Genomic DNA, 23117 nt, shown 5'->3' with positions numbered 1-23117 from the left:
GACGAACGAACCGTTGAAACTACATGGAGACGCATTGGAGAACTCTTGAAGGCGTTCAGTCCCCAGGAGTGCTCCAACTACCTCAGACATGCAGGGTATGGTTCAGAATAACCCTGACAGACTCTAACTGGACCCCTGCCAGCTAGTCGCCATCATCATCAAGCTATACCAGCAGGATAAGCTTCATCACCTGAGGCCGTTCGTAGGCGCAGCGCGGGGGATTTAGACCCGAACCCATCGCCGTAAAAGGTCGAGAAGTGAGGGTACCCGCATAGGAGGCGAGCCTTGGCGTCGATCGTGTTCCCCAAAACCTGGGATCGCCGCTCAAGATCACGGCGGGAACAATGGCCTGTCATACCTGTTAGGTTCGCAGAAGAGGATAAGGCCATGTCCAAAATCCTAAATTCGCGCCAAATCATTGTCTCGTCTGATCGTATTCACGACTGCGAGGACTATCTCGAAAACGAATTTCACCAGATAATTGATCATGCTCTCAGTGTCGGTTGGTCTCTCGATGAGGTGGCGGTCGCGCTCAACCGCCTCGTCGCCGAGGAGATCGCTATTCCAGCGCGAGCGATCACCCTGCATTGAATTCGGCCCATCACTAGGAGAGGCTGCACCGTCAAAAAGCCTACGCTTTCACTGCTTCAGAAACCGCTCTCTTTGGCCTAGCGCGTGGGTTCGGGGAAGGATGCAACGAGCGGCGTCCGATCAGCGATGACCCGCAACATTCCGTTTTCGACCTAACTGGAAATCGCTCCGCCCCGCTCTGTCGCAGTCTTTTCGTCAGATACCTCCCCTCGGCCTTGTGACGGTGGCCGCATAGTCTCATCACCAAGAAATCGATCCGCCAGCCGGCGCTTCCGTGCGTACCCTGGTGTCCGCTAACGCCGAGTTCTCATCCCGCCTTCCGACCTTTGAGGTCGGCTTGGATGCTCTTTTTCAGAGCGTCCATGATGTTGACGACGTTCGATGCGGGCGCCGGCGCTGCTTTCCCCTTTGCCGTCTTCTTCGGCTTCAGAAGCTTCTTCTTCTCCTCGATCAGCTTCAGCAAACTGGTCTGGATCGGATCGCTAACCATACTCGTAGACCAGCGGGCTGACTTCTGCTTGATCAGTTTCTGGACGAGAGGAACGAGATCGGGATCGGCTTCGGCCTCGATGTCCTCGAAATAATTCTCTTCCGGACGGACCTCGTCGCCGAACCGCAGCGACCACAGAACAATGCCCTCATCGCGAGGTTCGAGGATGACGGCGCGCTCGCGGCGACCCATGACGAGTTTTGAGACGCCGACGACCTTGTCCGCCTTCATCGCGTCCCGGATGACGGCGAAGGCCTCGTTCCCGACCGCGTCGTCAGGCATTAGATAGTGGGGCTTTTCCAAGTAGATCCAGTCGACACTATCGGCCGGCACGAACTTTTCGATGTCAATGGTCTTCACCGTGTCGAGCGCCACCCGATCCAGATCGTCGTCGGTCAGGATCACATAGTCGTTTTCGCCGCGTGCGTAACCCTTTGCCTTGTTGTCTTCTTTCACGGGCTTGCCGGTGACGGAATCAACGTACTGTGAAACGACCCGGTTTCCGGTATCGCGGTTGAGGGTGTGGAAGCGAACCTTCTCGCTTTCGCTGGTCGCTGGAGACATCGCAATAGGGCAGGTGACCAACGACAGTTTCAAGTAGCCCTTCCAGTAGTAGCGCGGTGCCATGATGAGGTCTCCTCAGCTTGCCTTGCGACGTGCGGCCGCTCCGGAAGCAGCGGCTTTTGGAGCTGCTCCGCGTACGGCGCGTTGTCGACCAGTGCCCTGATTGGCATTGGCGGCGGTGCGCTTGGGCTTGTCTGCAGCGGCATTCAACATGCCCGCGCTTTCGCGCAGCGCGGCGAGAAGGTCATTCGGCTTCGACACTTCGATCTTCTTCGGCTTGGGCAGCGCCTTGCCTTCCATTTTGGCCTTGACCAGGTCGGCGAGGGCGGCTTCGTAGCGATCGTCGAAAGTCGCAGGGTCGAAGGTGCCTCTCTTCGTACCAATGATGTGTTTGGCAAGATCGAGCATCTCTCCCTCTATCTTCATTTTGGGTATGTCCTCGAAGGCCGTTTTCGCCGAGCGGACCTCGTAGTCGTAGTTCATGGTCGTCGCGATAAGACCTTTGCCATGGGCCCGAATGAGCACGGTTCGCATTCGCCGGAAGAGAACCGTGCGCGCTATGGCGACGACATTGGATTTCCTCATGCCGTCGCGGAGCGCCGCGTATGCGTCGCTGCCCATCCTGTCAGGGGTCAAGTAATAGGGCTTGTCGAAGTATACGTCGTTCACATCCGAGCAGGGTATGAAGGCTTCGATTTCGAGGGTTTTGTTGCTCTCGGGGATCGTGGCAGCGACCTCTTCGGGATCGATGATGATGTACTGGCCGTTCTCGATCTCGAAGCCCTTTGTCTGCTGCTCCTTCGGAACTGGATCTTCTGTCTCGCTGTCGATGAAGATTCGGTTCACCCGGTTGCCGGATGCCCTATTGATCGTATTGAAGGTAATGCGCTCTGATGTGCTTGCCGCGGTATAAAGCGCTACTCCGCAGCTGACCTCACCGAACTTTATGAAGCCTTTCCACTGCGCGCGATGCCCTGTTGCCATGACGCTTCTCCGAATCACTTTGTCGCGACTCAAAGACGTCTCAAGGTGATTCGTTCCGACTCGAAACGAATCATTTTTCAACAGGTTATCGAAATGCGTTCAGAGATTGATTCCGGATCGAATCTTGTCTCGGGGGTTGAGAAGAAGCGAAGCCGTCGGCTTTATGCGGAGCGTCCACCCGAGGTGTGAGCAATGAACGGCTATGCCGACATAGTCTGCATCTTAAGCGTCGAAACCCAATCCGTGGCATGGTCCGGCAAACTTGCCGCGAAGGACGTCGCTCAGGCGTCGGCGGTATGGAGGCGGCCGCTTGGTTCCCCTCCCATCGCGCTCCCATGTCCATTGATACTGCATCGTCAGCTTCTCTTCGTCGACCCTGCGTAGGGCGTCCGGTCGTCACTTCAAGCGCAGCATGATGAGCACGGGAACTACTGGAATCGTCGCGAGTTTCTCTCCTTGCGAAGATTCACCGAGGAAAAATCCAATGGCAAAGAACCAGACATCCCGAGGCCGCACACAGGATCGCGCGCGCGTTGCTGGCGGGCAAGATCACGAAGTGAAATACGAAGCGAACAAGGAAGGTGTTTCCACGGATACGGTAAAGAAAGCGGTCAAGAGCGCTGGCAACTCCCGGAAGAAAGTTGAAGGCGAAATCAGCCGTCACTGAGCCCTCGCCATCAGCGCTGAAAAGTCTTGGCGATCCTTCGAGTTGCATTTCCGTGCGCGCGTTCTCTTCTAAGGTGTCCCATGGCGAACAATAGAGCCGACCATCGCATTATGTCGCAGGCTGTCCGGGAATGGTACCGATATTACGGGGTCGAATGGGACGATCAAGCGTCGTCGTTTCTATGCGACGCAGCTATCGAGCTTTATGATCAAGGCTGTCGCTCGGTGGAGGAAATGTCGACGACGTTGATCGGAACCTATGTGGGGTTGGCCGCCACTCGCATCAATGCGCCTTCTTCCGACTCGCTCCACTGATGCGTCTCCTACAGTCGTCACCAGCCAATCCGGTGACGGCTGTTCCGTGTCGGCGGGGAAGCACGGCTGCTATTGATGTGGCAAACGGGGCCCGGCGAACTTCAATTGCGAAAGGCGCGCGAGGCTCTTTTTGACTTCATTTCTACGTCCGGGCGTCGGCGGAATTTTTCAACGAAACCGGAGTAACCGGGTATGACGAACCTGCGAGCGAAAGAGCGAGAATGCAGGATCCGAGGGCGTTATAGGCCGCGTCTTGCTAGCAGGCGGATCACCCGTTTCGAAGGCGCGGAGACCCGGGGTCGGGTTGTCGTCGTCGCTGTCGCGCAGGTGAGAAGGCCCGGCCGGCAGTTCAGAGATCGGCGCAAGAATCGACGCGACAGAATGGTCAGGCCGGGCGGAAAGATGTCGGCAGTTAGTCGGCAGCCGTGTGGGCCTCCCGGAAACTCTCGATCTGTTCCGGCTCCTTCTCGTCAAGATGGGTGATTTGGTTCCTGGCGTCGCCATGAGCATGAAGAAGTTCATCCAGCTTGGCATGGATTGCCTGCGTATCCCGGTGTTCGGCGCGCTGGATGAATAAGGTCATGAGCCACGTGGCAAGGGTGGCCAAGCCGTGCCATTCAAGAGTCTGACGACTGAATACCAACCAGGAAAGCCCGTAGATAATCACGATTGCGAAGGCATATGGACTGGCAGTCCACGTGCCTAGGTCGGTTAGCCAGGAACGCCAGCGCATCGTTTTGTCCTCATGGTCCTCGAGGAAACTCCGAAAACGCCCCGCTGTTCCCCGCGCCACCCCACAAGCGATGAGAAGGCCGCTGTTACCAGGGCTCGCGTTGTCGCCCGCAAGACGCGCAGTGCTCGCAGCTCTGCAGCTATACACAAGGGCGCCGCAGGCGGTGCCCTTGTGGGTTTGCTGACTGCTCCCGTTTCTCTGCGGAAATGGAAGTAATCCGAGAACTTAAATTTAGACAGACATCCTGCGCACAGGCCTAAAGCCTTAGCGTCAGGCGGAATGCGGAAGAGCTTACAGCTGCGGCTTTTGGTTAGTCGGTCTTCACTCCATCCCACAAGTTCGAAACAGGTGCGCCGGACAAGGAAGCATGGCGTTCAATCCGTGCCGAAATTCCCCGTTACACCCTGGCATTCATCGCATATGCGGATCACTACCGTGTCTGTTGCGGGCTCCCACAAGGACACCGTGGTCCGGCGCCAGAAGGTCGTGTTTCTCTGCGAAGGCCACAAATACGCTTCTCGCTGTATCCGGTTCGATCTCGCCATTGATGGCCGTCTTGCAGGCCCTCAACGCGACCGCATGTGCTGCGTCATGCTTTCCAATGGGCCAGTCCAGCAAAAGTCGATAGGCATGCATTACAGAGTGAACTGGCGTCGGAATACCCAGGCCGGTCAAAATGGTGACCGGCGGTTCGAACGCATCGGGTTTCATTTTGCGCTCCTTTCAAAAAGCCCGATTGTTGAAAGGGAAGGGGCGCCGATAACGGAGCCCCTATTTTTAGGACGTCAGGCCGCTTTCTGGCCCTCGATCGGGAGGGCATTTAGCGGCTTCGTTTGGGCCGCGTTCGTTTGGATCTCGATCTTTCGCGGCTTCATTGCTTCGGGGACTTCACGAACAAGGTCAACCGACAACAGACCGTTTGTCAGATCGGCGCCCGAAACCCGCACATGATCCGCTAATTCGAAACGGTGCTCGAACGGGCGGCCGGCAACGCCGCGATGCAGATAGCAGTCGCTCTGCGTTTCCCGCTTGTCGCCGGTGATGATCAGCAGGTTCGATTGGAATGTCAGGTCAAGATCATCCTGCGAGAAACCCGCGACAGCGACCGAGATGCGGTAGGTGTCGTCGCCCGTTTTGACGATGTCATAAGGCGGCCAGTCGCTCGACGAGCGGGCGCGCTGTGCGCTTTCAAGAAGATCGAAGACCCGATCGAACCCGACGCTTGAACGGAAAAGCGGTGCATAATCGTAAGATGTTGCCATAGCCATATCCTCCTTGAAGCAACATGGGTACGAAGGCGCCGAGCAAGCGGCACCTCAGCTGTAACTGGCCCTTGCGGCGTCCAGCGGAAATTATCTGGTTTTGCAAAAATCGGTTTCAAGTCGTTGCTTGAAAAAATCTGATTGTCGATCGTCAAGGACGATCGGCTCCAGATAGCGGTTAACTCCCACCGGGACGGATATTCGCGGTGTGATGAGTTCAAAAATTCGGTGGGAGTGGACTCGGCATCCTTCGGTCGGTGAGCCACGAGTCCGATCAGGCGGAAGGGCTGTTCAAACAGCCGACAACAATCGGCTCCCGACCCCACCCACGCCCCATCAGTCGGGGAGTGTCAAAGCCGACAGCGACGACTCGCCGCGCATGGGTTGCTCCCGTCTGCTAGATTGGTCTGTGCTATCTTGGCCCGTTTGTATTTCACGCTCATGCGACTACGTTAAGCGCAATCTTCCTCTCACGAGGAGGGAAACGACCGGGAGCAAGCCATGTGCCGAAACATCAGACCTCTGTTTAATTTCGACCCGCCAGCGACGGACGAGGAGATTCATGACGCTGCACTTCAATTTGTGCGGAAGTTAAGCGGAACCACCAAGCCCTCAAAACGCAACGAGGCGGCGTTCGAGCAGGCTGTCCTTACGATCGCGAAGTGCGCCAAGGAACTGCTGAATTCGCTGGAGACCTCTCAACCTCCTCGAGATCGAGACGAAGTCGCCGCGAAGGCGCTTGCGAGAGCAGCGAAGCGCTTCGCGTAAGATGAAGGCGCCATGGGCCGAACTTCGCGCAATCGAGTCTGTGAAAACCCGCAATCCAGCAGTCTTGTAACGGTGGGCCCATTGGCGTTTGCCATCTGCGCCACAGCGATCAGGGAAGCGACATCTGATGGACACGGCTTTCGCTGTCGCCGGGAGCTTCACCGTTTCCTTGACAGCGGAATCTTGATCACCGAGACGCCGGAACTCGTCATCGCGCCAATGATGCCGCCTGTGGCACCGCCAGCGAGCCGGCGGCGACGAGGCGGCCAACTCCGGAATTGCCATCAAGCCGGGGCCTGTCAGAAGTCCCCCGGTGCCGCCGCCGACGGCGCCGATACCCTACGGGTGCGATCAGCTCACCATGGCAGAAGCACCGAGGCTGAATCCGTGACATTATCGATATCCTTCGTATTCGTCACCTGACACGGTACCGCCGGAATCCCATACAGCCGCTTTAAGCGAGCCGGTGTTAGCCATTGCCATGCAGACTTTTCGCCTTCTGGACACGTGATTTGCCACAATCATCAATCTGCGTATTCTGGTCCATGGGCCCAGCCAGATGGAGCCGCGCACCTTCTGGATCGTCCTCACGTTTATCAGGTAGTCGTTCTGCGCAATCTGGTGCGGGATACGAGCTGAAATGGACAGACCGAGCAACCATCTTGATCGCCGTTGACGGCAAACTCCTCGGGGAAGTGGGACTGCATTGCGCGATTACATCGTCGATCTCGCCCGCTCACTCCCACGGCGCGGCATATAGCCATCCTCGATGCTCTTCATGTGCGCGGTGCGCGGCGAGATAGGGGATTGGATTTGCCATTTCTCCCTGCGTCAAAACCTGGCCGTCGTCTTGCAGCCATCGCGTCCTGCCCCGGCTCTGGTCCTGCCAGGCTCGCGCCGCCCCCAACGGCTTTGCCGTCCTCCACTTCGTTGCGGCCCTGCGGGTGCGGGCCGCGCTTGCAGCCCGGCTTTTGGACCGCCGTAGCAGGTCGCGATGGCCGCGACCTCGAACGGAGGTTCAGACATGAACAGGCAGCAATCCAATCAACGATCCGATATCTACAGCCGCATCACCACCAAGATCATCGCCGATCTCGAACAGGGCGTCCGTCCATGGACCAAGCCGTGGACGGCGGGAGGCGGGACGGCCGAGGTCAGCCGGCCACTGCGCCACAATGGCCAACCATACACCGGCATCAATGTTCTGCTCCTCTGGTCTGAAGCCATCGCCCGCGGCTTCGCATCACCAAGGTGGATGACGTTTCGTCAGGCAATCGAGCTTGGCGGCGCCGTTCGCAGGGGCGAAACCGGCACGACCGTCGTCTTTGCCAGCTCTTTCATTCGCGCCGAGAGGACGGAGACAGGCGCCGAAATCGAACGGGATATCCCCTTTCTCAAAACCTACACCGTGTTCAACACCGATCAAATCACCGGGCTCAATGGCCTTGCCCATTCCATCGCGCCTGACCAGGATTGGATGAGCCGCATCGGTGTTGCCGGCCGCTTCTTTGCCAATACCGGCGCCCTGATCCGCCACGGTGGATCGGCGGCCTATTATGCTCCTGCTCGGGACTACATCCAGATGCCATGCGTCGACGCCTTCCGGCACGATGCCTCCTACGTCGCCGTCCTCAGTCACGAGATGACGCACTGGACCGCTGCACCGCGAAGGCTCGATCGGGATCTGAGCCGCTACGCGAAAGACAGGAGCGAACGCGCCCGCGAAGAGCTCATTGCCGAACTTGGCAGCTGCTTTCTCTGCGCCGGGTGTCGTTCCAGAGCTCGAACCGCGCCCCGACCACGCGAGCTATCTCGACAGCTGGCTCAAGGTTCTCGGCAACGACAAGCGCGCCATCTTTTCAGCGGCAGCTCATGCGCAACGGGCCGTCGACTACCTGCATGACCTGCAGCCGGATCTCAACAAGGAGGAGGCGGCTTGAGCCGCCTCCTTATTGGCCCACATCATGAGCCGCCAAGGCTTGCCATCGGATGCTCATCGGAAAACAAGTCCTGCTATTGCGAATTTGCACGCAGTGAACTCTATGCTCCGGGTTCGTCGTGCCCGGACGACTCTCTGAGTGGGGATGAGGAGCTTCATCCTCGTTCAAAAAACGCGAAGCCTATCTCAGAAAGATGTCACGCTATCTGACGGCGGTTCCCATCACCTTGCGATCGCAGCGCGTCACGGCGCAATAGATTTGGTAACGACTCCCCAGCCCACTCGAACAGGCAAACCGCACCCAAGCTCGCGAAAAGCTACAAGGGCAAGACTATGAAGCGGAGCGTGAGAAGTTCCATGTCGCCGACGATGCCAATGGAAAGTATTTGGTCGGCGCGGCCGCAACCGTCGTCGCGCGGTGAGGTCAGGCCCTTATGTGCCTTTCACTCGGGATCGGAAGCGTCTGATACGAGCGCGGCTGCCGCAGCTCGCGTCAGAGCACCACATTCGTCGCCCGCTCTTGGAATGATCAATAAACAGCCATCCACAATTGCTGCCCTTGCACTCCCGCACTGCTCGCCGCCGATTGCGCTCCATCAACAGATCGACCGCCTTAGTCGCAAAGAGCTGAACCAGTTGGGGAAGATCGTCAAAGGGTGAAGTCCACGCATAACCAGCTTCATTTGCCGCGAGGACCTGATGGGCCCGGCCGCGTCGTGCACGATCTTCCACAAGGCGAAGATCTGCGATCGGGTAGGACTCTCCGGCATCCTCGGAAAGAAAGAGCCGGTAGATCGCCTCACGCAGTGCCAAAGCGTCTGCCAGCACTGCGTCCGCCTTCGGCGGATCAATTTTCGCCTGCCCGCGAAGACGCGCCACTGCTTGCTGATCGACAAGGTCGAGCCGTTCCGCCAGGACAAGCAAATCCTCGAATGACCGCAGAAAGTCCGGCCCCCAGCGGCCGCGCCGGCTGTCCACGGTATTGGCGAGGTCGAGGGCCGGATGACCGCCGCTCAGGCGCATGTCAGCTGTCGAATTGGCCATGCCTGGAACAACTCCCGGAGAATAAAGTTGTAACGGTATAAATGGTCTTTAACCGTTACAATCGCAAGGCCGGAACATGTCTAGGCGCAATTTTCTGAAATTTGCTGTTTTATGCTGCGTATGGGGGCTGACCTGGATCGCCGTCAAGCTCGGTGTGGAAACGGTGCCCCCGATGATATTTGCCGCAACGCGATTCATGGTGGCCGGTGCCGTCTTCATCGTGTTGGCTTGGGCGAGAGGACAAAGAAGCGGCTTCGCTAAGGCGGATAAGAAGCGACTGGTCCTTGTCAGTCTGCTGATGATTACGCTTTGCTACGGGCCGTTGTTCTGGGGCATGCAGTTCGTGCCATCAGGGACCGCGGCGGTTCTGGAGATGTCGCTGACACCGCTTGCGCTGCTCGCGTTCGGTGTTGTCCTGGGGGAGGAACATTGGAATGGCCTTCGCGCCTTCGCGATGCTGCTTGGCGCTTTCGGCCTTGTCCTCCTTTTCGCGCCCTCCGTTGATCTAACTGGGCTTCAGAAGGGCTTGCCGATGATCGGACTCATGGCGATCGCCTGGGCAGCCATTTCCTCGGCCTGGGGGTCCGTGCTGGCAAAACCTCTGATATCAAATTATGGCAGCGCGCGCCTTTCCGGCTTGACGACGCTGATCGGCGGTACCGTGTTGCTGATTGCCTCTCTAGCGATAGAGCCTCGCTCGGCCGAAAGCCTGGTTACGCCCTGGGAATGGCAAGCGGTGGCCGGCTGGCTATTCCTCGTCATCTTCGGTTCGCTGCTCGGCTACAGCGTCTATATGCAGCTTTTGCGGGACATCGGTCCGGCAAGAGCGGGCAGCTTTGCTTTCGTGTCTCCTGCCATTGCGGTCTCAGTCGGCGTGATCTCCGCCGACGAACCCGCTGAACCCCAGAGATTTATCGGCATGGGACTGATGGTCCTTGCCGCGGCGATCTGCTTATCCGCTGACCGCCTGCCGCGCTTTTCAAACAGGCGACCGACCTTGGGCGTCACAGATGATTGCCACCGTTAGCGGACAGGAGACGATCAGGGCCGCCTGCTATCGCCGCCACACCAGGCCGCGGCTCATGGGCAGCTCTATGTAGCAGGGCCGGGGGGCTCAGCCGACATGCTCGACAGAAAGGGTGCCCCCTGGGAGCGGCTTGATCAACGACTTCGCGGAAACGGTCGGGTCAAGCCAATCTGCCCAGGAGCCGCGTTCCAGGATGACAATCTGCCGATCGTGGTACGGCGCGATGTCCGGCCCTGGCTCCATCGTCAGCATGGTGAAGGCTTGGCCCAACTCCGGTGTTTCGCGCCAGATGCCGGCAATGCAGAAGATCGGTTCGTTCTTCTTCGTGAACAGCCACTTGTCCTTGCGCTTCTTTTTCGGGTCTGTTGGATCGGTGAACTCGTAAAAGCCGTCGGCAACGATCAGGCAGCGATTGGAAGTGAACTCGCGACCCTCCGACCGAAAGTTATAAACCGGCCGTTTGTTCGGTCCGGGCCAGCTCCAACGCCGCTGCACGAGCTCGGCTTCCTCGCGGTCACCATCGATCGTCCTGACGATCGGGCCTATATCGGTGATCTTGATGTCTTCGCGCGCTTCGAGATTGGGCGCGCCTTCACCGAAACGGATCTTGATCTTGAGATCGGCGAAATCCTCGACAACCGAGGCGACATCCACCATCAGCCGATAATCATTGCACATCGCTCTTCCCTTCACGTGTGGTCCAGTCATTGAGGCGCTACAGGTGCAAAATATGCTCGAATTGTATGCGCCCCGGGGTGAGGCGTTCGCCCGCCTTCTTTGTCGGCAGGCGGAGCGCGACCAGTCTTTGATCAGTAAAGTTTGCCGCCCGACGATGGGTGGGCGATCGCGAACGTGCCGCATGACCATCTGAAGTACAGTCTCATTTGCACGCATCCATTGGACTACCAGTCTTCGATTATCAGCACAGTTTTATCCATCGGTCTTGTCTAATATGCGTGTTCTTGGTATGTTCCAGAAGTTATGAACGCGATCGTTTTTCGGTCCGATGCTCCGCTCAATGAGCGCCGCGTCATCATCCGGCGCCATGACGGCGATGTGGAGATGGTGGAACTGCCGTGGGGCCTGCGCCCACGCGACGGCGGTCCGCGCGCGGTGAACGTCATCCGTTCGGAAGGACGGAGATTTCCGACACACCGCTGCCTGGTGCCAGTCTCGGAGTTTCGCCACAAGAGCTTCAGATTCTCGCTCGCCAATGGCGACTGGTTCTATTTCGCGGGAATCTGGCGGCCGACAGCTGCGGATTGGGCGGAGGCCTATGCCGTCCTGACGATCGAGGCAAATGCCGATATCGCGCCGTTCCACGACCGGCAGATGGCGGCGCTGACACGCGACCAGCGCATGGCTTGGCTGGACGGACTTGTCCCCGAAGAGGAAATCCTACGGCCGCTGCCGGCGGGCACCTTCCGGGTCAAACGCCACGCTGGCGCGCCTGCCCAGCCGATGCTGGCGGTCTAAAGCGCCAGTCTCAGCTGCGGTTCCCCCCCGAAGCTCTGCCGCTCCAGCGATGACAGCGAGACGCCGAGCAGCCGAACGCCCTTTCGAGGCGGAAAGACCGGCGCCAGCAACAGGCTGACGATGTCCTCCAGATCGGTGATCGCCGCGAGAGGAGCCGGAATCGTCTTGCTGCGGGTGATCTGGTTGAAGTCGGCATATTTGACCTTAAGCGTCACCGTTTTGGCGCCGATCCCATTGGCCTCGCAATAGCCCCACACCTTTTCGATCAGCGGCTGAAGACCTTCGCGCGCCGCCTCGTAGGCATGGAGGTCTTTGGAGAAGGTATCTTCGGCGCCGACGGATTTGCGCACTCGGTTCGGCCTGACCTGGCGCTCGTCGACCCCGCGCGCAATGCCGTAAAAATAGGGTCCCGACTTCCCGAAATGCTCCACCAGGAACTCAAGGGTTTGCTGCTTGAGGTCCGCGCCGGTTTCGATCCCAAGCCGGTGCATCTTCTCAGTCGTCGCGGGACCGACGCCATGGAATTTCTTGACCGGGAGGGCCTCCACGAAAGCTGGGCCGTTCTTCGGCGTGATGACGGCCTGACCATTGGGCTTGTTGAGGTCACTCGCCATCTTGGCGAGGAATTTGTTGTAGGAAATTCCAGCCGACGCATTGAGGCCGGTGATCTGCTTGATCTTGGTTCGGATCTCCCGGGCGATGTCGGTGGCGATCTGCATGCCCCTGAGATTTTCGGTGACATCGAGATAGGCCTCATCGAGCGAGAGGGGCTCGATGTCAGGCGTGTATTCGGCGAAGATCTCGCGGATCTGCTGCGACACCGCCTTATAAACGTCGAAGCGCGGCGGCACGAAGATGAGGTCCGGGCATTTTCTCCTAGCGGTCACCGACGGCATCGCCGAATGGACACCATAGGCGCGGGCCTCGTAACTCGCTGCCGCCACCACGCCGCGGGCGGCCGATCCGCCGACGGCTATCGGTTTGCCGCGCAGCTCGGGATTATCGCGTTGCTCGACCGACGCGTAGAAGGCGTCCATGTCGACGTGGACGATTTTTCGGAAGGGGGTCGAGCTCATCGTTCGTTCATGGCGGCTTCAGCGCTAGTCTATGGGATCGGCAATCAATCAAAGCCGAAACAAAGAGAGAACATAGCAGGCTTCGGCGCTATATCAACTATCCCCGCGGATGCCTCGGTTCTGCGCCGAACTTCCAGCCGCCCAAGGCGTTCTCATTCTGTGGAAATCTTCTATCAGAGACACTAAGCGGACGGCAGCACCGCGACGATCAGAGCCACGTTCGAGACGTGATGGTTCAGCACGGTAGCCTCACTCGGCCGCTGACATCGGCGCTAATTGAGCAGACGATAATAGTCGCTCCCCGACCTGAATATAGCGACCTGAAATCTTCTGGAGCGGATGCGCGGGCTGAAACTGGCGCCTCCCAAACCTACCCTCAATACAGGGATTCTGAGGTTATCATGTTCCCGTGGCAAACTGCACAAGGTGCAAACACCCTCGAAAACGCCGATCTCGCTTTGTGTCAGAGGGTGTTCTACCACCTCGTTGCCGCTAGACGGATCAAATCGGAAGCGGAGCGCGAGGAACTGGCCAATCGAATTCTTCAGTCGTTTCGACATGGGGTGAAAGATGAGGACGCTCTGGTGCGGTTGCTGATGTAAAGCTCGCAAGAGTGGGAACTTATTTACAAGCGGTGAGTTCGACGGGCGGATGCGGGTCCCTTCTTCCCCCATCCGCCTTTCCACTGGATATCATTGCCCCGCAAAACTTGCGGAGCTTTTTTTTATCGATAAATCGACTTCCAGTCCGTCCATGTTGATCAAGCGTGAAGCATCCGAACCTTCGATGGGCGAGGCATGCATTCGCCTGGATGCGCAGCGTTCGATTGCGACCACCGGCGCCGGAACCGTGACGTCTCGTCGAGGTTGGAGGGCTGCAAAGGAGTTCAAGCGATGACAGCTACGCCGGCAAGACTGGACGCGATGGTGATAGGTGCCGGGCCGGCAGGCATGGCGGCCGCCATTTACCTGGCACGGCTAAACCGCAGCGTTGTCGTCATTGATTCAGGCCACAGCCGTGCACTGCTTATCCCGCTCTCGCGAAATCATCCGGCCTTTCCCGAAGGCATCGAAGGGCGCGAGCTATCGAGACGCATGAAAACGCAGCTGCAGAACCTGGGTGTCGAGATCGTGCGGGCAGCCGTATCTCTGGTCGAGCGGGAAGGTAACTTCGGCTTCATCGCGGGACTTGAAGAAGACCGGCACATGCGCGCCAAAAACATCATCCTGGCGACGGGTGTCGAAGATCGATTGCCGCCTATCAGCGAAGCGACTGATTTCGTTCGGTCAGGACATATTCGCCTCTGCCCGATTTGCGACGGCTATGAGATTGCTGGAAGATCCACGGTGGTGATTGGCGCGACACAGCGAGCGGCGTCAGAAGCCCTTTTCCTTAAATCGTTCACGAAAAAGATCACCATCGCGACACTCGGTGAAAGACTGGATGTGAAAGACGCTACGTTGGCTCGGTTGATCGAGCACGGTGTCACCATCCGTGGCGAGAAGCTGGTGCACTGCTTTCGTTCGGTGAACGGAACCGTTGATCTCATCATGAAGGCCTCGGCCGCGTTGCAAGGGGTGGTCCTATATTCGGCGTTAGGGATAGCCCCGCGTTCACAGCTCGCCGAACAGCTGGGGGCAGAGTTGGAGCAGGACAGGCGCATAAAGGTTGACCCACATCAGACGACCCAGGTCCCGGGCCTCTATGCAGTTGGCGATGTCGTGACCGGCCTTAATCAACTGGGTGTGGCCATGGCGCAAGGGGAGATAGCAGCGGTCGCAGTGCATAACCGCCTACGGCAACTGCAAGAAGACCATAACCCGCTTGTCGGGTGAGCAGGAGTTCGGCCAGGGCTTGTCCCCGACGCTGACGACCATGCTCGGCGGCACCAGACCGAAATGCCGCCTTTTTGCGAGACACCGGTTTCCCGGAAAGTCTCAGCATGTCCGTGCGGAGGAGCCCCTGCGGGGCATCTCTCGCGAACGCCGGAAAGCCCCGCGTCTTGATAATGGAACTAACCGTCTTGGCCGTGGTTCGAGGGGTTCCTGAGGTTCAAGCAGAGGGGATTCCTTTGAGCGAGCTGCATCGTGAGTTCCTCCTGCAAAGAGAGTTTCCGCCAGAACTCCGGGAGGATGACCGCCTTGAGCCAACGCACGCGTCGCCATCGGCGGTCGGTTCCGAAGCCCTCGAAACGTTACTGCAGCCTTGTCCGTTGGTGGTCGATCTCGACGGCACTCTCGTACGATCAGATCTCCTGATCGAAACCGCATTCGCCGAACTCGGTCGTCACCCTCACTCGGCTGTGGCTCTGGTCAAGGCTGTGTGCTGCGGAAAGGCCTGCCTGAAGCACCGTCTTTCGCAACCAGCTGATTTCGATCCCGCTTTCCTTCCGTATGACGAGGAGGTCGTGAAGGTAATACGGGCCGCAAGAGAGGAAGGACGGTCCATCTATCTGGCGTCCGCGAGCCATGAGCGTCTCGTTGCCGCAGTCGCCAAACATCTCGGCCTTTTCGACGGCTGGTTTGCAACCAGCGAAACAACAAATTGCGCGGCCGATGTCAAAGCGGGAAAACTCATGGCCGCTTTCGGAAAAAGCGGATTTGACTACATCGGGAACGACGCGGCAGACCTTCCTGTTTGGCGTTATGCCGCCAAATCCTATGCGATACGAACTCCGCCCGCGGTCGCACAAAAACTCGCGCTACAGTGCGCTGATGTCCAATATCTCCCCTATGAGAAAGCGACCTGGCGCACCTGGGCGCGGCTGTTGCGTTTGCATCAGTACGTCAAGAACGGGCTTGTCTTTATCCCGCTGCTGATAAATCAGCTCTTCGATGTCAACAGCTTGGTCAGCACCGGTCTGGCTTTCCTCGCATTCTCACTTTGTGCTTCCGGCGTCTATATCCTCAATGATCTGGTGGATCTCCAGGACGACCGCGGCCATCGCACGAAATGCCGCAGGCCTCTTGCGTGCGGTGACATTCCGCTTTCGGACGCCATTGCCGTCATTCCAATCCTCCTTCTCCTATCGCTCACGGTCGCCGTCATGGTGACGCCGGGGTTCGTTCTTGTTTTGGGGGGATATTTTGCGTTGACCACCGCCTATTCGTTTTTCTTCAAGCGCAGGATGATCCTGGATGTCGTGGCTCTCGCGTCTCTCTATACGACCCGGGTGATCGGCGGGGCGGCCGCCGTCTCGGTTTGGCCGTCGCCCTGGCTCTTGGCGTTCATGATGAGCTGGTTTCTCTCGCTCGCTTTGGTCAAACGATACACCGAGCTGATCGGGCGCCGCGCCGCGCGCCTGCCGGACTCCAAGGGCCGGGACTACAGGAAGGCCGACATCGGCATGGTGGGTGCCCTGGCAGCGGGCGCCGGGATGAATGCGCTGACGCTGTTTGCCCTCTACGCCGCGAGCGAAAACGCGCAAGACATCTTTGCGCGGCCGGGAATGTTATGGCTCGTGGGCCCGATCCTCGCCTGCTGGATCGCGCGCATTCTCATGCTCGCCCACCGCGGCCAGATGCATGATGATCCGGTTGTCTTTGCCTTCAAGGATAAAGTCAGTCTCGCGACACTCGGGGCCGCCAGCCTATTCGTCTTGGCCGCGATGTGAGGTGGTCATCATGGGTTCGCAGTTCCAGCAGCGAAGCACCACCGCCACCGGCGTCGCGGTCCGTTATGTCGTCTTCGCGGTGCTCTCTACCGCCGCTAATTTCTTTGTCCAGGCAATCGTTCTCCAAATGGCGCCTTGGTCCGGCCTAATGCCATCAATCCTCGCGGGCACCGTCGCCGGCTTTGCCCTCAAATACGTTCTCGACAAAAGATGGATCTTCTTCGACCGTTACACCTCTCATCGCGACGAGGTGTCGAAGGTCGTACTGTATGGCTTGTTCAGCGTGCTGACGACGCTCATATTCTGGGGGTTCGAAATCGCCTTCTGGACAATCTGGAAGACGGAGCTTGCCAAATATACCGGTGGCGCGATCGGCCTGGGGATTGGCTATATCGCGAAATACGCTCTCGACCGAAAATTCGTCTTCAAGCCAAGGGAGGCGTAGCGACGATGGAGGGCTGGGGACGCTATCCGCGTCATGAGAGCGAGGTATTGCACTGCCGGGTTCCGGAGGCCCTAGGCAGGTTTGTGGCATCGCGTCCAGGTTTGATCGCTCGTGGCAATGGCCGTTCCTATGGTGACGCTGCGATCGGCGAGAATTCGACCTTGATGTGCGGTGGATTGAACCGGATGAAAAGCTTCGATGCCGCCGATCGCGTCCTCACCGCAGAGGGCGGCGTCATGCTTTCCGACGTCCTGCGCTCGCTGGTCCCCCGGGGCTGTTTTCCGCCGGTGGTTCCGGGCACGAAGTTCGTAACGATCGGGGGGATGGTTGCGTCAGATGTTCACGGAAAGAATCATCATTGCGATGGCGGATTCGGCGATCACGTCAACGAACTGAAATTGGTGACCGCCAACGGCGAAATCCTCACGTGTAGCCGCTCGCAGAACGCGGAGCTTTTTTCAGCGACGGTCGGCGGGATGGGCCTGACTGGAATAATTGCTGAAGCAACCTTTCGCTTGAGACAGATTGAGACCGGCTGGATTGCGCAGAAGACGACCGTAGCCGAGAACCTCGCCGAAGCATTAAAAGCGTTGCGGCAATCGGAGGAGGCGACCTACTCGGTGGCTTGGATCGATTGTCTGTCGAAAGGCGCTTCGCACGGACGGTCTTTGATTTTTGCGGGTGAGCACGCGACACCGGATCAGGTCAGGGAGACGCTAAGGGCCGATCTCTTTCCCTCGCCGAACAGCGCAGCCCTTACCCTGCCGCTCGATATGCCGGCTTGGCTCTTGAACAAGGCGAGCGTATCCGCCTTCAATGAGCTTTACTTCCGGGCCGGTATCCGCAAGTCGGCCAAGCCCATGTTGGTCCATTGGGATAATTACTTCTTCCCTCTCGACCGCATCCTTCGATGGAACAGATTGTACGGCAAACGAGGCTTCATCCAGCATCAATGCGTGGTACCGGATGCTGACGCGCTCCAGGTCCTCTCGAGCATCCTCGACCGCTTTGCGCAGTCGGGCAAAGGCTCCTTTCTTGCCGTTCTGAAAAGGCTGCGAGGCAGTGCGGGTCTGCTTTCTTTTGCTGCGCCGGGCTATACGCTCGCGGTCGACCTCCCAGCCACGCTGGAGGTGTTGCGGCTGCTAGACGAAATCGATGAGCTGGTTGTCAAGGCAGGGGGGCGTCTCTATCTGGCCAAAGACGCGCGCCAGTCCCGCCTTACGTTCGAATGCGGTTACCCCAGACTGGACGCGTTCAAAGAGCTGCGAAGAGCAACCGGAGCCGACCGTCGTTTCAATTCCCGTTTGGCAAAAAGGCTCGGCATATGAAGCGGATCGGCAAGACACTGCTCATGATCGGGGCGACCTCTGATATAGGCCGTGCGACGGCAAGCTATTATGGCGAGGCAGGATGGGACATCCATTTGGCCGGACGGGCGCACGCGGCCGTCCAACGTGAAGCCGACGACATCGCTACGCGCACGGGCGCATCTGTCACGGTTCATGAGCTGGATATCCTCCAGACGGCTCGTTTCGAGGCCTTCCTCGGTGCCCTGTCACCTTTGCCTGACACGGTGATCTGCGTCGTCGGCGAACTTGGTGAGCAGTCTCGGGCTGAAAAGGAGCTCGAATACGCCGCCATGGTCATGCGGACAAACTTCGAGGGGCCGGCTTTGCTCCTCGGTCTACTGGCTGAGCGATTTGCGGCGCGCGGATCGGGCACGATCGTGGGAACAAGCTCTGTCGCCGGCGATCGCGGACGGGCGTCGAACTACGTGTATGGCGCCGCCAAAGCCGGCTTGACCGCGTTCTTGTCAGGCCTGAGGAACAGGCTGTCCCGTTCGGGAGTGCGCGTGTTGACCGTGAAGCCAGGCTTTGTTCGCACGCGGATGACGGACGGAATGAGGCTCCCGCCGCTTCTTACGGCCGAACCGCAGGAGGTGGCGCAAAAGATCTTCGCGGTCGCCGAGGGCGGTAGCCGCAGTGACGTGGTCTACGTCAGGGGGATATGGCGACCGCTCATGACGGTAATCAGGTCAATCCCTGAGTCCATCTTCAAGAGGTTGCGGCTGTGACGAAACCCACCAATCAGGCCGCCTACGCAATCGGAGCCAGAGGTGGTGCCCACAGACGATCCGCAGCCTGGGTACGGCGGTTCCTGTCGGCGGAACTTGCAATCATCGTCGTCGCCCTGGCCTGTGCAGCCATGCTGGCACTGCCGGGCAGGACCATCAATGCCGCCTTCATCAATGACGTTCTGATCTTTATCGACGGCGCGCATCGCATCGCCTGGGGCCAGGTGCCGAACCGAGATTTCCACACGGCGCTCGGGCCACTCGTCTTTTACATTCCGGCTGCGGGATACTTTCTGTCCGGAAATTTTGGAGCTGCCGTACCACTGGGGATGGCGATCGTGCTCGTCGCTTTCATCCCCGCGATGATCCGCATCCTTGTGTCGCGTCTGGGCACGTCTTTGGCCGCCGCACTCGGGATATTCCTTGTTCTCATTCTTGCAGCTCCGATCAATCTTGGCAGCTCCATCTGGTATCCTTCCTTCGCGATGTTCTATAACCGCATCGGTTGGGTCGCTCTCGGCCTGTTGCTGGTCATGTATCTGGCACCGCAGTCATCTAGCAGGCGCAATGATAGTGCCGATGCTCTCGGAGCCGCCTTTCTTCTGCTTGTCTCGTTCTACACCAAGGTGACCTACGGTCTTGCGGGCACCGGGCTGATCCTGATCATTTTGTCGGATCGGCAGCAACGCCGCTGGGGCGTGACGGCTCTGCTGCTGACGGGACTGGCGATGGTCGCCATCGAGTTCTTCTGGCGCGGAACTGCCCAGCACATCGAGGATCTGCGGGCGGCCGCCCGCGTCAGCGGTGGTCATGATGTCGGCAGCATTCTAAAAAATTTGCGCGAAAATATATCCGATCTCGCCGTATTCGCTGCCGTCGCTTCGCTCGCCATCTGGCAAAGCCGCAGCCTGCGAGATCTTTTCTTCTGTGGGTTTTGCTTAGGCGCGGGCGTCGCGCTCATCAATCAGAACGCCCACAGCTGGGGCATCATCACGCTCTATTGCGGGGCAACCGCGCTGGCCCAGAAGACGCCCTGGCTTCAACCGGGCCAGGACGGCGGACCAACAGGACGCTCAGCTCGTTCTGCGGGCGCCCTGCCGCTAATGGTTATCCTGTTCCTGTTGCCTCCGATCGTGCACCACAGCGCGGCCCTCGTCCTGCATACGGCCCTCGCGGCCGAGAAGGCGGGGCAGCCTCTCGGGCTGCCGCGATTTGCTGATGTCCGGGAAGTCGATCCGCCTGGCGGGGAGCCCGATTTCATCAGGCGCTACCTTGATGACATTGTCAGCGGTGGCGCGCTTCTCCAGTCTTTGCCGGTTCCAGCCGAAAGAGTTTTTGTCCTGGATTTCGCAAACCCATTTTCGGCCGGACTCGGCATTCGCCCGCCCGCCGGCGATACTGCCTGGCTTCACTGGAACCGCAACATCAATCAACGGTCTTACATCCCGCCGGACGTGCTCTTTGCCGACGTCACGATCGTCATGGTGCCAAAGACAGGTATCAACAGCCTGCCGCTGCAGGAGCTATATGGCCCGTTCCTTTCGGCGAACTTCGATGTGGTGCGGAAGACATCCGAATGGACGGTTTACCAATGGCGCCAGGCAAAGGCGCAAAGTGAGGCACGGTGACACAAGCATCGAGAGCGATCACGGAGAAAGATACACCGCGACCCGCCGTCCAGTTGAACTGGTGGTGTGCCGTTGTCCCCAGCATTGGATTGTTTCTTGCCGCCTTCCTGGCTCTGCCCGGCGCAACAGTCACAACCAGATACGTCAATGACCTTTTCGTTTTCCTTGATGGTGCCTATCGGATTGCGGCTGGACAGATTCCGAACGTTGATTTCCATACGTCTCTCGGGCCGCTCACATTCTATATCCCGGCGGTCGGTTACGCTTTGTCCGGTAGCATGGGGGCGGCAATGCCAGTGGGAATGTCTCTGCTGATCCTGCTATTTTCGCTTGTCGCCGCAGGAATCGTCGGCAGCCGGATGCATTGGGCGATTGGGCTGCCGCTGGCAACCTGTCTGCTTCTGGTGCTCGCGGCTCCTGCAAACCCTGGCGAACGGATCGGGGAACTCAGCTTTGCCATGTTCTACAACCGGATCGGCTGGGCGTCACTCAGTTTGCTGCTGGTTATGTACCTGCGCCGGTTGCCAGGCGCCTCAAACCGCAAAGGCGCGGACGCCACGTGCGCCAGCTTCCTCGTGCTGCTGATGCTTTACACCAAGATCACATATGGAGTGGTGGGCGTCGCCTTTCTGATGTTCATGCTTTTTGACCGGCGCCAGATCGGCTGGGTGGCGCTCGCGTTTGGGATCGTCGCTGCCAGCATCCTCGCGACGGAGACGCTCTGGGGCGGAGGGGTCAACTACCTCCTCGACATCAGTCTTGCGGGGAAGAACAGCGGCGGTCTCCCGACGATGACGGCTATCGGTCACGTGGTACGGGGTAACTTCGTCGACCTTCTTGCTTACCTGGCTGTCGCCGTCATCCTTCTCATCCTGACGCCAACCTATCGGCATCTGCTCTTCGTGGGGTTCTGCATCACAACCGGGATCCTTCTGATCTCGCAGAACTTCCAATTCTTTGGGATTGTGACACTTGGCGCGAGCGCTGCCGTGTTGTCGGCATGTTTCTTTCGCGCAGAGCTTCCTTCCCGGTATGGAAGAGCGCGGATCGCCCTGCCGCTACTCTTAGCATTCCTGCTCACCCCGGCCGCGGTCGGCAATGCCGCGTCGCTTGCCATTCATGCCTATTATGCCGCTGGCGGGCGAGGCGACGCTATTCCGCTGCCCGCCTTCTCCGGGGTCCGCCTGGTGAAGATGTGGAGCGCCGGCCAATATGAATATTTCCAGGACTACAACCGAACGCTTGCCGACGCGTCGGCGGCTCTTTCGCAACTGGATGGGAAATCTCAGCGTGTCGCCGTTCTGGACTTCGTCAATCCATTTTCCGCGGGGCTGCGACTGACGCCGCCGGCCGGCGACAGTGCCTGGTATCATTGGGGTCGCACTCTTGGGCAGGAATATCATCCGGTGGCGGAAAAGATGTTTGCCGACGTGGACTTGATCCTCGATCCGAAGTGGCCCATCGAAATCTGGACAGGGAACGGCATGCGGGACGTCTATGCGCATTATATAGCCCGCCACTATGACCTCGTGCGGGAGACGGCGGATTGGCGCATTTATCGCAAAAAAGCTCCCTAAGCTGGAGCAGATCGTCGTGCGCGCGAAATGAACCTGGCAGTGCAGGAAGAGCGGCGGAATTCGCTTCATCACTCACTTCGCTGCGGACGCCAAAAACGGAAGATTCTAAAACGGCGGGCCGTGCGAAATATTTCGCTCGCGTCTTTGGCAGCCCCTGCTCGAGGCGGCGCGTCTTGCCTGTCATGATTTTGCGGTGCGGCACGCGGATGGTTGGCGCCACGCCTCAATGAGAAATCCCGACGATCCTTCAACGGGATCGGTGGCGGGCAAGGGTACTGCCGATATTTTGGACAGCATATCGCTTGAAGCAGCCGATGTTTGAATGTCGGCATCCTGGCCGTCAGGATAGGCGCCGATAACTCGGAAGTCAGCGGAGCAGCCGAGGTTTTGATGGCCTGTGCCGGCTGGTAATACCAAACAATCTCCCGCCGCCACCGCCAGCGCCTGGCCGTCTGGGCCGCCAATCAGCAGCGTTGCGGTACCACGGGCGACTCCCAACACTTCATGGGCGCCGGAGTGGAAGTGCTGGTAGTCGAACACACCGTTTGCCCAGATGCCTGTCCAGCCGTTTGCCGCGAAGCGTCCTTGGAAATCAATAGCCCCATCATTGGCTACCAGTCCCCGGTAAAGCAATACAGGAAGGCGGGGATTGTTCGGGACCCAGTCGCTCGGCTGGAAAATTATCGTCTCGGTCTCCATGCGGAACTCCCATTTTATTCATCGAGTGTCGCGACGAGCTCGCCGCCAAGCCAGATGCTGATGTCCTAAGGATTTCGACGTGGTTCCTATCGAACTCCGCCATAGCTTCACAAAACTAACTTTGGCAGGCTCCAGCAGTTCCCTGT

Annotated in this window: 23 protein-coding genes and 1 pseudogene; 15 read left to right on the top strand and 9 right to left on the bottom strand. The window is 58.8% G+C overall.

Annotated elements, in window-relative coordinates; translation table 11 throughout:
• Window positions 1-387 precede the first annotated feature (387 nt).
• Window positions 388-591 (top strand): hypothetical protein, encoded by a 204-nt coding sequence (locus tag ATY75_RS20370; RefSeq protein WP_088938929.1) that lies wholly within the window; start codon window positions 388-390, stop codon window positions 589-591.
• A gap of 307 nt (window positions 592-898) precedes the next feature.
• Here the strand turns inward: ATY75_RS20370 and ATY75_RS20365 are convergent, their stop codons facing one another.
• Window positions 899-1708 carry a Ku protein gene (locus ATY75_RS20365; RefSeq protein ID WP_088938928.1) on the bottom strand — a complete coding sequence of 270 codons (810 nt, stop codon included), beginning with the start codon at window positions 1706-1708 and terminating at the stop codon, window positions 899-901.
• A 12-nt stretch (window positions 1709-1720) separates the two neighbouring features.
• Window positions 1721-2629, bottom strand: a complete 909-nt coding sequence (locus tag ATY75_RS20360) for a Ku protein (RefSeq protein WP_088938927.1) — start codon at window positions 2627-2629, stop codon at window positions 1721-1723.
• A gap of 484 nt (window positions 2630-3113) precedes the next feature.
• Between ATY75_RS20360 and ATY75_RS20355 the strand changes: the two genes are divergently transcribed.
• A complete protein-coding gene (locus tag ATY75_RS20355) occupies window positions 3114-3296 on the top strand; it encodes a DUF3606 domain-containing protein (protein WP_088938926.1) in 183 nt (60 codons plus the stop codon).
• 80 nt (window positions 3297-3376) lie between these two features.
• Window positions 3377-3610: a hypothetical protein gene (locus ATY75_RS35130; RefSeq protein ID WP_064841865.1), complete on the top strand. Its 234-nt coding sequence runs from the start codon at window positions 3377-3379 to the stop codon at window positions 3608-3610.
• Window positions 3611-4022: 412 nt separating this feature from the next.
• On the opposite strand, the gene ATY75_RS20345 is transcribed toward ATY75_RS35130, so the two are convergent.
• The 3 genes from ATY75_RS20345 to ATY75_RS20335 form a co-directional block, all read right to left on the bottom strand.
• Window positions 4023-4343: a low affinity iron permease family protein gene (locus ATY75_RS20345; RefSeq protein WP_064841866.1), complete on the bottom strand. Its 321-nt coding sequence runs from the start codon at window positions 4341-4343 to the stop codon at window positions 4023-4025.
• A gap of 411 nt (window positions 4344-4754) precedes the next feature.
• Window positions 4755-5054 carry a DUF982 domain-containing protein gene (locus ATY75_RS20340; RefSeq protein WP_088938925.1) on the bottom strand — a complete coding sequence of 100 codons (300 nt, stop codon included), beginning with the start codon at window positions 5052-5054 and terminating at the stop codon, window positions 4755-4757.
• A 74-nt stretch (window positions 5055-5128) separates the two neighbouring features.
• A complete protein-coding gene (locus ATY75_RS20335) occupies window positions 5129-5605 on the bottom strand; it encodes an Hsp20 family protein (RefSeq protein WP_088938924.1) in 477 nt (158 codons plus the stop codon).
• Between the two features lie 501 nt (window positions 5606-6106).
• On the opposite strand from ATY75_RS20335, the gene ATY75_RS20330 reads away from it, so the two are divergent.
• Entirely contained in the window at window positions 6107-6373 is a 267-nt protein-coding gene (locus ATY75_RS20330; protein WP_088938923.1) for a DUF2277 domain-containing protein, read from the top strand.
• Between the two features lie 1024 nt (window positions 6374-7397).
• Window positions 7398-8313 (top strand): annotated as a pseudogene (locus tag ATY75_RS20325) (zincin-like metallopeptidase domain-containing protein).
• Between the two features lie 431 nt (window positions 8314-8744).
• Here ATY75_RS20325 and ATY75_RS20320 read toward each other — a convergent pair.
• Window positions 8745-9356: an ABATE domain-containing protein gene (locus ATY75_RS20320; protein WP_088938922.1), complete on the bottom strand. Its 612-nt coding sequence runs from the start codon at window positions 9354-9356 to the stop codon at window positions 8745-8747.
• Window positions 9357-9432: 76 nt separating this feature from the next.
• On the opposite strand from ATY75_RS20320, the gene ATY75_RS20315 reads away from it, so the two are divergent.
• Complete coding sequence (locus tag ATY75_RS20315) at window positions 9433-10383, top strand: EamA family transporter (RefSeq protein ID WP_088938921.1); 951 nt, start codon at window positions 9433-9435, stop codon at window positions 10381-10383.
• 87 nt (window positions 10384-10470) lie between these two features.
• On the opposite strand, the gene ATY75_RS20310 is transcribed toward ATY75_RS20315, so the two are convergent.
• Entirely contained in the window at window positions 10471-11061 is a 591-nt protein-coding gene (locus ATY75_RS20310; RefSeq protein ID WP_088938920.1) for an SOS response-associated peptidase, read from the bottom strand.
• 303 nt (window positions 11062-11364) lie between these two features.
• Here ATY75_RS20310 and ATY75_RS20305 point away from each other — a divergent pair, with 303 nt between their 5' ends.
• A complete protein-coding gene (locus ATY75_RS20305; RefSeq protein WP_064841927.1) occupies window positions 11365-11859 on the top strand; it encodes an SOS response-associated peptidase in 495 nt (164 codons plus the stop codon).
• Here the strand turns inward: ATY75_RS20305 and dinB are convergent.
• Window positions 11856-12935 (bottom strand): DNA polymerase IV, encoded by a 1080-nt coding sequence (gene dinB / locus ATY75_RS20300; protein WP_088938919.1) that lies wholly within the window; start codon window positions 12933-12935, stop codon window positions 11856-11858. The two genes, ATY75_RS20305 and dinB, sit on opposite strands and share 4 nt — an antisense overlap.
• A gap of 230 nt (window positions 12936-13165) precedes the next feature.
• On the opposite strand from dinB, the gene ATY75_RS35570 reads away from it, so the two are divergent.
• The 8 genes from ATY75_RS35570 (at window position 13166) to ATY75_RS20260 (ending at window position 22272) form a co-directional block, all read left to right on the top strand.
• Entirely contained in the window at window positions 13166-13537 is a 372-nt protein-coding gene (locus ATY75_RS35570; protein WP_348627417.1) for a hypothetical protein, read from the top strand.
• A gap of 291 nt (window positions 13538-13828) precedes the next feature.
• Window positions 13829-14770 carry an NAD(P)/FAD-dependent oxidoreductase gene (locus ATY75_RS20290; RefSeq protein WP_190241394.1) on the top strand — a complete coding sequence of 314 codons (942 nt, stop codon included), beginning with the start codon at window positions 13829-13831 and terminating at the stop codon, window positions 14768-14770.
• Window positions 14771-15006: 236 nt separating this feature from the next.
• Window positions 15007-16548, top strand: a complete 1542-nt coding sequence (locus tag ATY75_RS20285) for a UbiA family prenyltransferase (RefSeq protein WP_088938932.1) — start codon at window positions 15007-15009, stop codon at window positions 16546-16548.
• Window positions 16549-16558: 10 nt separating this feature from the next.
• A complete protein-coding gene (locus ATY75_RS20280; RefSeq protein WP_088938918.1) occupies window positions 16559-16993 on the top strand; it encodes a GtrA family protein in 435 nt (144 codons plus the stop codon).
• A 5-nt stretch (window positions 16994-16998) separates the two neighbouring features.
• Entirely contained in the window at window positions 16999-18321 is a 1323-nt protein-coding gene (locus ATY75_RS20275) for an FAD-binding oxidoreductase (protein ID WP_088938917.1), read from the top strand.
• Window positions 18318-19067, top strand: a complete 750-nt coding sequence (locus tag ATY75_RS20270) for an SDR family oxidoreductase (protein WP_088938916.1) — start codon at window positions 18318-18320, stop codon at window positions 19065-19067. The genes ATY75_RS20275 and ATY75_RS20270 overlap by 4 nt, the downstream gene beginning before the upstream one ends.
• Window positions 19064-20695: a hypothetical protein gene (locus tag ATY75_RS20265; protein ID WP_088938915.1), complete on the top strand. Its 1632-nt coding sequence runs from the start codon at window positions 19064-19066 to the stop codon at window positions 20693-20695. Before ATY75_RS20270 ends, ATY75_RS20265 begins: the two co-directional genes overlap by 4 nt.
• The gene (locus ATY75_RS20260; protein ID WP_088938914.1) at window positions 20692-22272 is read left to right on the top strand and encodes a hypothetical protein; all 1581 of its coding nucleotides are present in this window, start codon (window positions 20692-20694) and stop codon (window positions 22270-22272) included. Before ATY75_RS20265 ends, ATY75_RS20260 begins: the two co-directional genes overlap by 4 nt.
• 180 nt (window positions 22273-22452) lie before the next feature.
• Here ATY75_RS20260 and ATY75_RS20255 read toward each other — a convergent pair whose 3' ends face one another.
• The gene (locus ATY75_RS20255) at window positions 22453-22971 is read right to left on the bottom strand and encodes a cupin (protein ID WP_088938913.1); all 519 of its coding nucleotides are present in this window, start codon (window positions 22969-22971) and stop codon (window positions 22453-22455) included.
• Between the last annotated feature and the right edge of the window lie 146 nt (window positions 22972-23117).

It is taken from the genome of Rhizobium sp. N122 (assembly GCF_002211295.1).
In the GTDB taxonomy this organism is placed as follows: domain Bacteria; phylum Pseudomonadota; class Alphaproteobacteria; order Rhizobiales; family Rhizobiaceae; genus Rhizobium.
The sequence above is the reverse complement of the archived record's forward strand: the minus strand, read 5'-3'. Positions and strand labels throughout refer to the sequence as shown.

Bases quoted from the DNA above. Each gene is read 5' to 3' on its own strand.
- ATY75_RS35130 (WP_064841865.1), top strand. From the start codon at position 3,377: ATGGCGAACAATAGAGCCGACCATCGCATTATGTCGCAGGCTGTCCGG.
- ATY75_RS20290 (WP_190241394.1), top strand. From the start codon at position 13,829: ATGACAGCTACGCCGGCAAGACTGGACGCGATGGTGATAGGTGCCGGG.
- dinB (WP_088938919.1), bottom strand. From the start codon at position 12,935: ATGAGCTCGACCCCCTTCCGAAAAATCGTCCACGTCGACATGGACGCC.
- ATY75_RS35570 (WP_348627417.1), top strand. From the start codon at position 13,166: ATGGTTCAGCACGGTAGCCTCACTCGGCCGCTGACATCGGCGCTAATT.
- ATY75_RS20270 (WP_088938916.1), top strand. From the start codon at position 18,318: ATGAAGCGGATCGGCAAGACACTGCTCATGATCGGGGCGACCTCTGAT.
- ATY75_RS20355 (WP_088938926.1), top strand. From the start codon at position 3,114: ATGGCAAAGAACCAGACATCCCGAGGCCGCACACAGGATCGCGCGCGC.
- ATY75_RS20280 (WP_088938918.1), top strand. From the start codon at position 16,559: ATGGGTTCGCAGTTCCAGCAGCGAAGCACCACCGCCACCGGCGTCGCG.
- ATY75_RS20255 (WP_088938913.1), bottom strand. From the start codon at position 22,971: ATGGAGACCGAGACGATAATTTTCCAGCCGAGCGACTGGGTCCCGAAC.
- ATY75_RS20310 (WP_088938920.1), bottom strand. From the start codon at position 11,061: ATGTGCAATGATTATCGGCTGATGGTGGATGTCGCCTCGGTTGTCGAG.
- ATY75_RS20315 (WP_088938921.1), top strand. From the start codon at position 9,433: ATGTCTAGGCGCAATTTTCTGAAATTTGCTGTTTTATGCTGCGTATGG.
- ATY75_RS20370 (WP_088938929.1), top strand. From the start codon at position 388: ATGTCCAAAATCCTAAATTCGCGCCAAATCATTGTCTCGTCTGATCGT.
- ATY75_RS20335 (WP_088938924.1), bottom strand. From the start codon at position 5,605: ATGGCAACATCTTACGATTATGCACCGCTTTTCCGTTCAAGCGTCGGG.
- ATY75_RS20360 (WP_088938927.1), bottom strand. From the start codon at position 2,629: ATGGCAACAGGGCATCGCGCGCAGTGGAAAGGCTTCATAAAGTTCGGT.
- ATY75_RS20365 (WP_088938928.1), bottom strand. From the start codon at position 1,708: ATGGCACCGCGCTACTACTGGAAGGGCTACTTGAAACTGTCGTTGGTC.
- ATY75_RS20305 (WP_064841927.1), top strand. From the start codon at position 11,365: ATGAACGCGATCGTTTTTCGGTCCGATGCTCCGCTCAATGAGCGCCGC.
- ATY75_RS20345 (WP_064841866.1), bottom strand. From the start codon at position 4,343: ATGCGCTGGCGTTCCTGGCTAACCGACCTAGGCACGTGGACTGCCAGT.
- ATY75_RS20275 (WP_088938917.1), top strand. From the start codon at position 16,999: ATGGAGGGCTGGGGACGCTATCCGCGTCATGAGAGCGAGGTATTGCAC.
- ATY75_RS20330 (WP_088938923.1), top strand. From the start codon at position 6,107: ATGTGCCGAAACATCAGACCTCTGTTTAATTTCGACCCGCCAGCGACG.
- ATY75_RS20320 (WP_088938922.1), bottom strand. From the start codon at position 9,356: ATGGCCAATTCGACAGCTGACATGCGCCTGAGCGGCGGTCATCCGGCC.
- ATY75_RS20340 (WP_088938925.1), bottom strand. From the start codon at position 5,054: ATGAAACCCGATGCGTTCGAACCGCCGGTCACCATTTTGACCGGCCTG.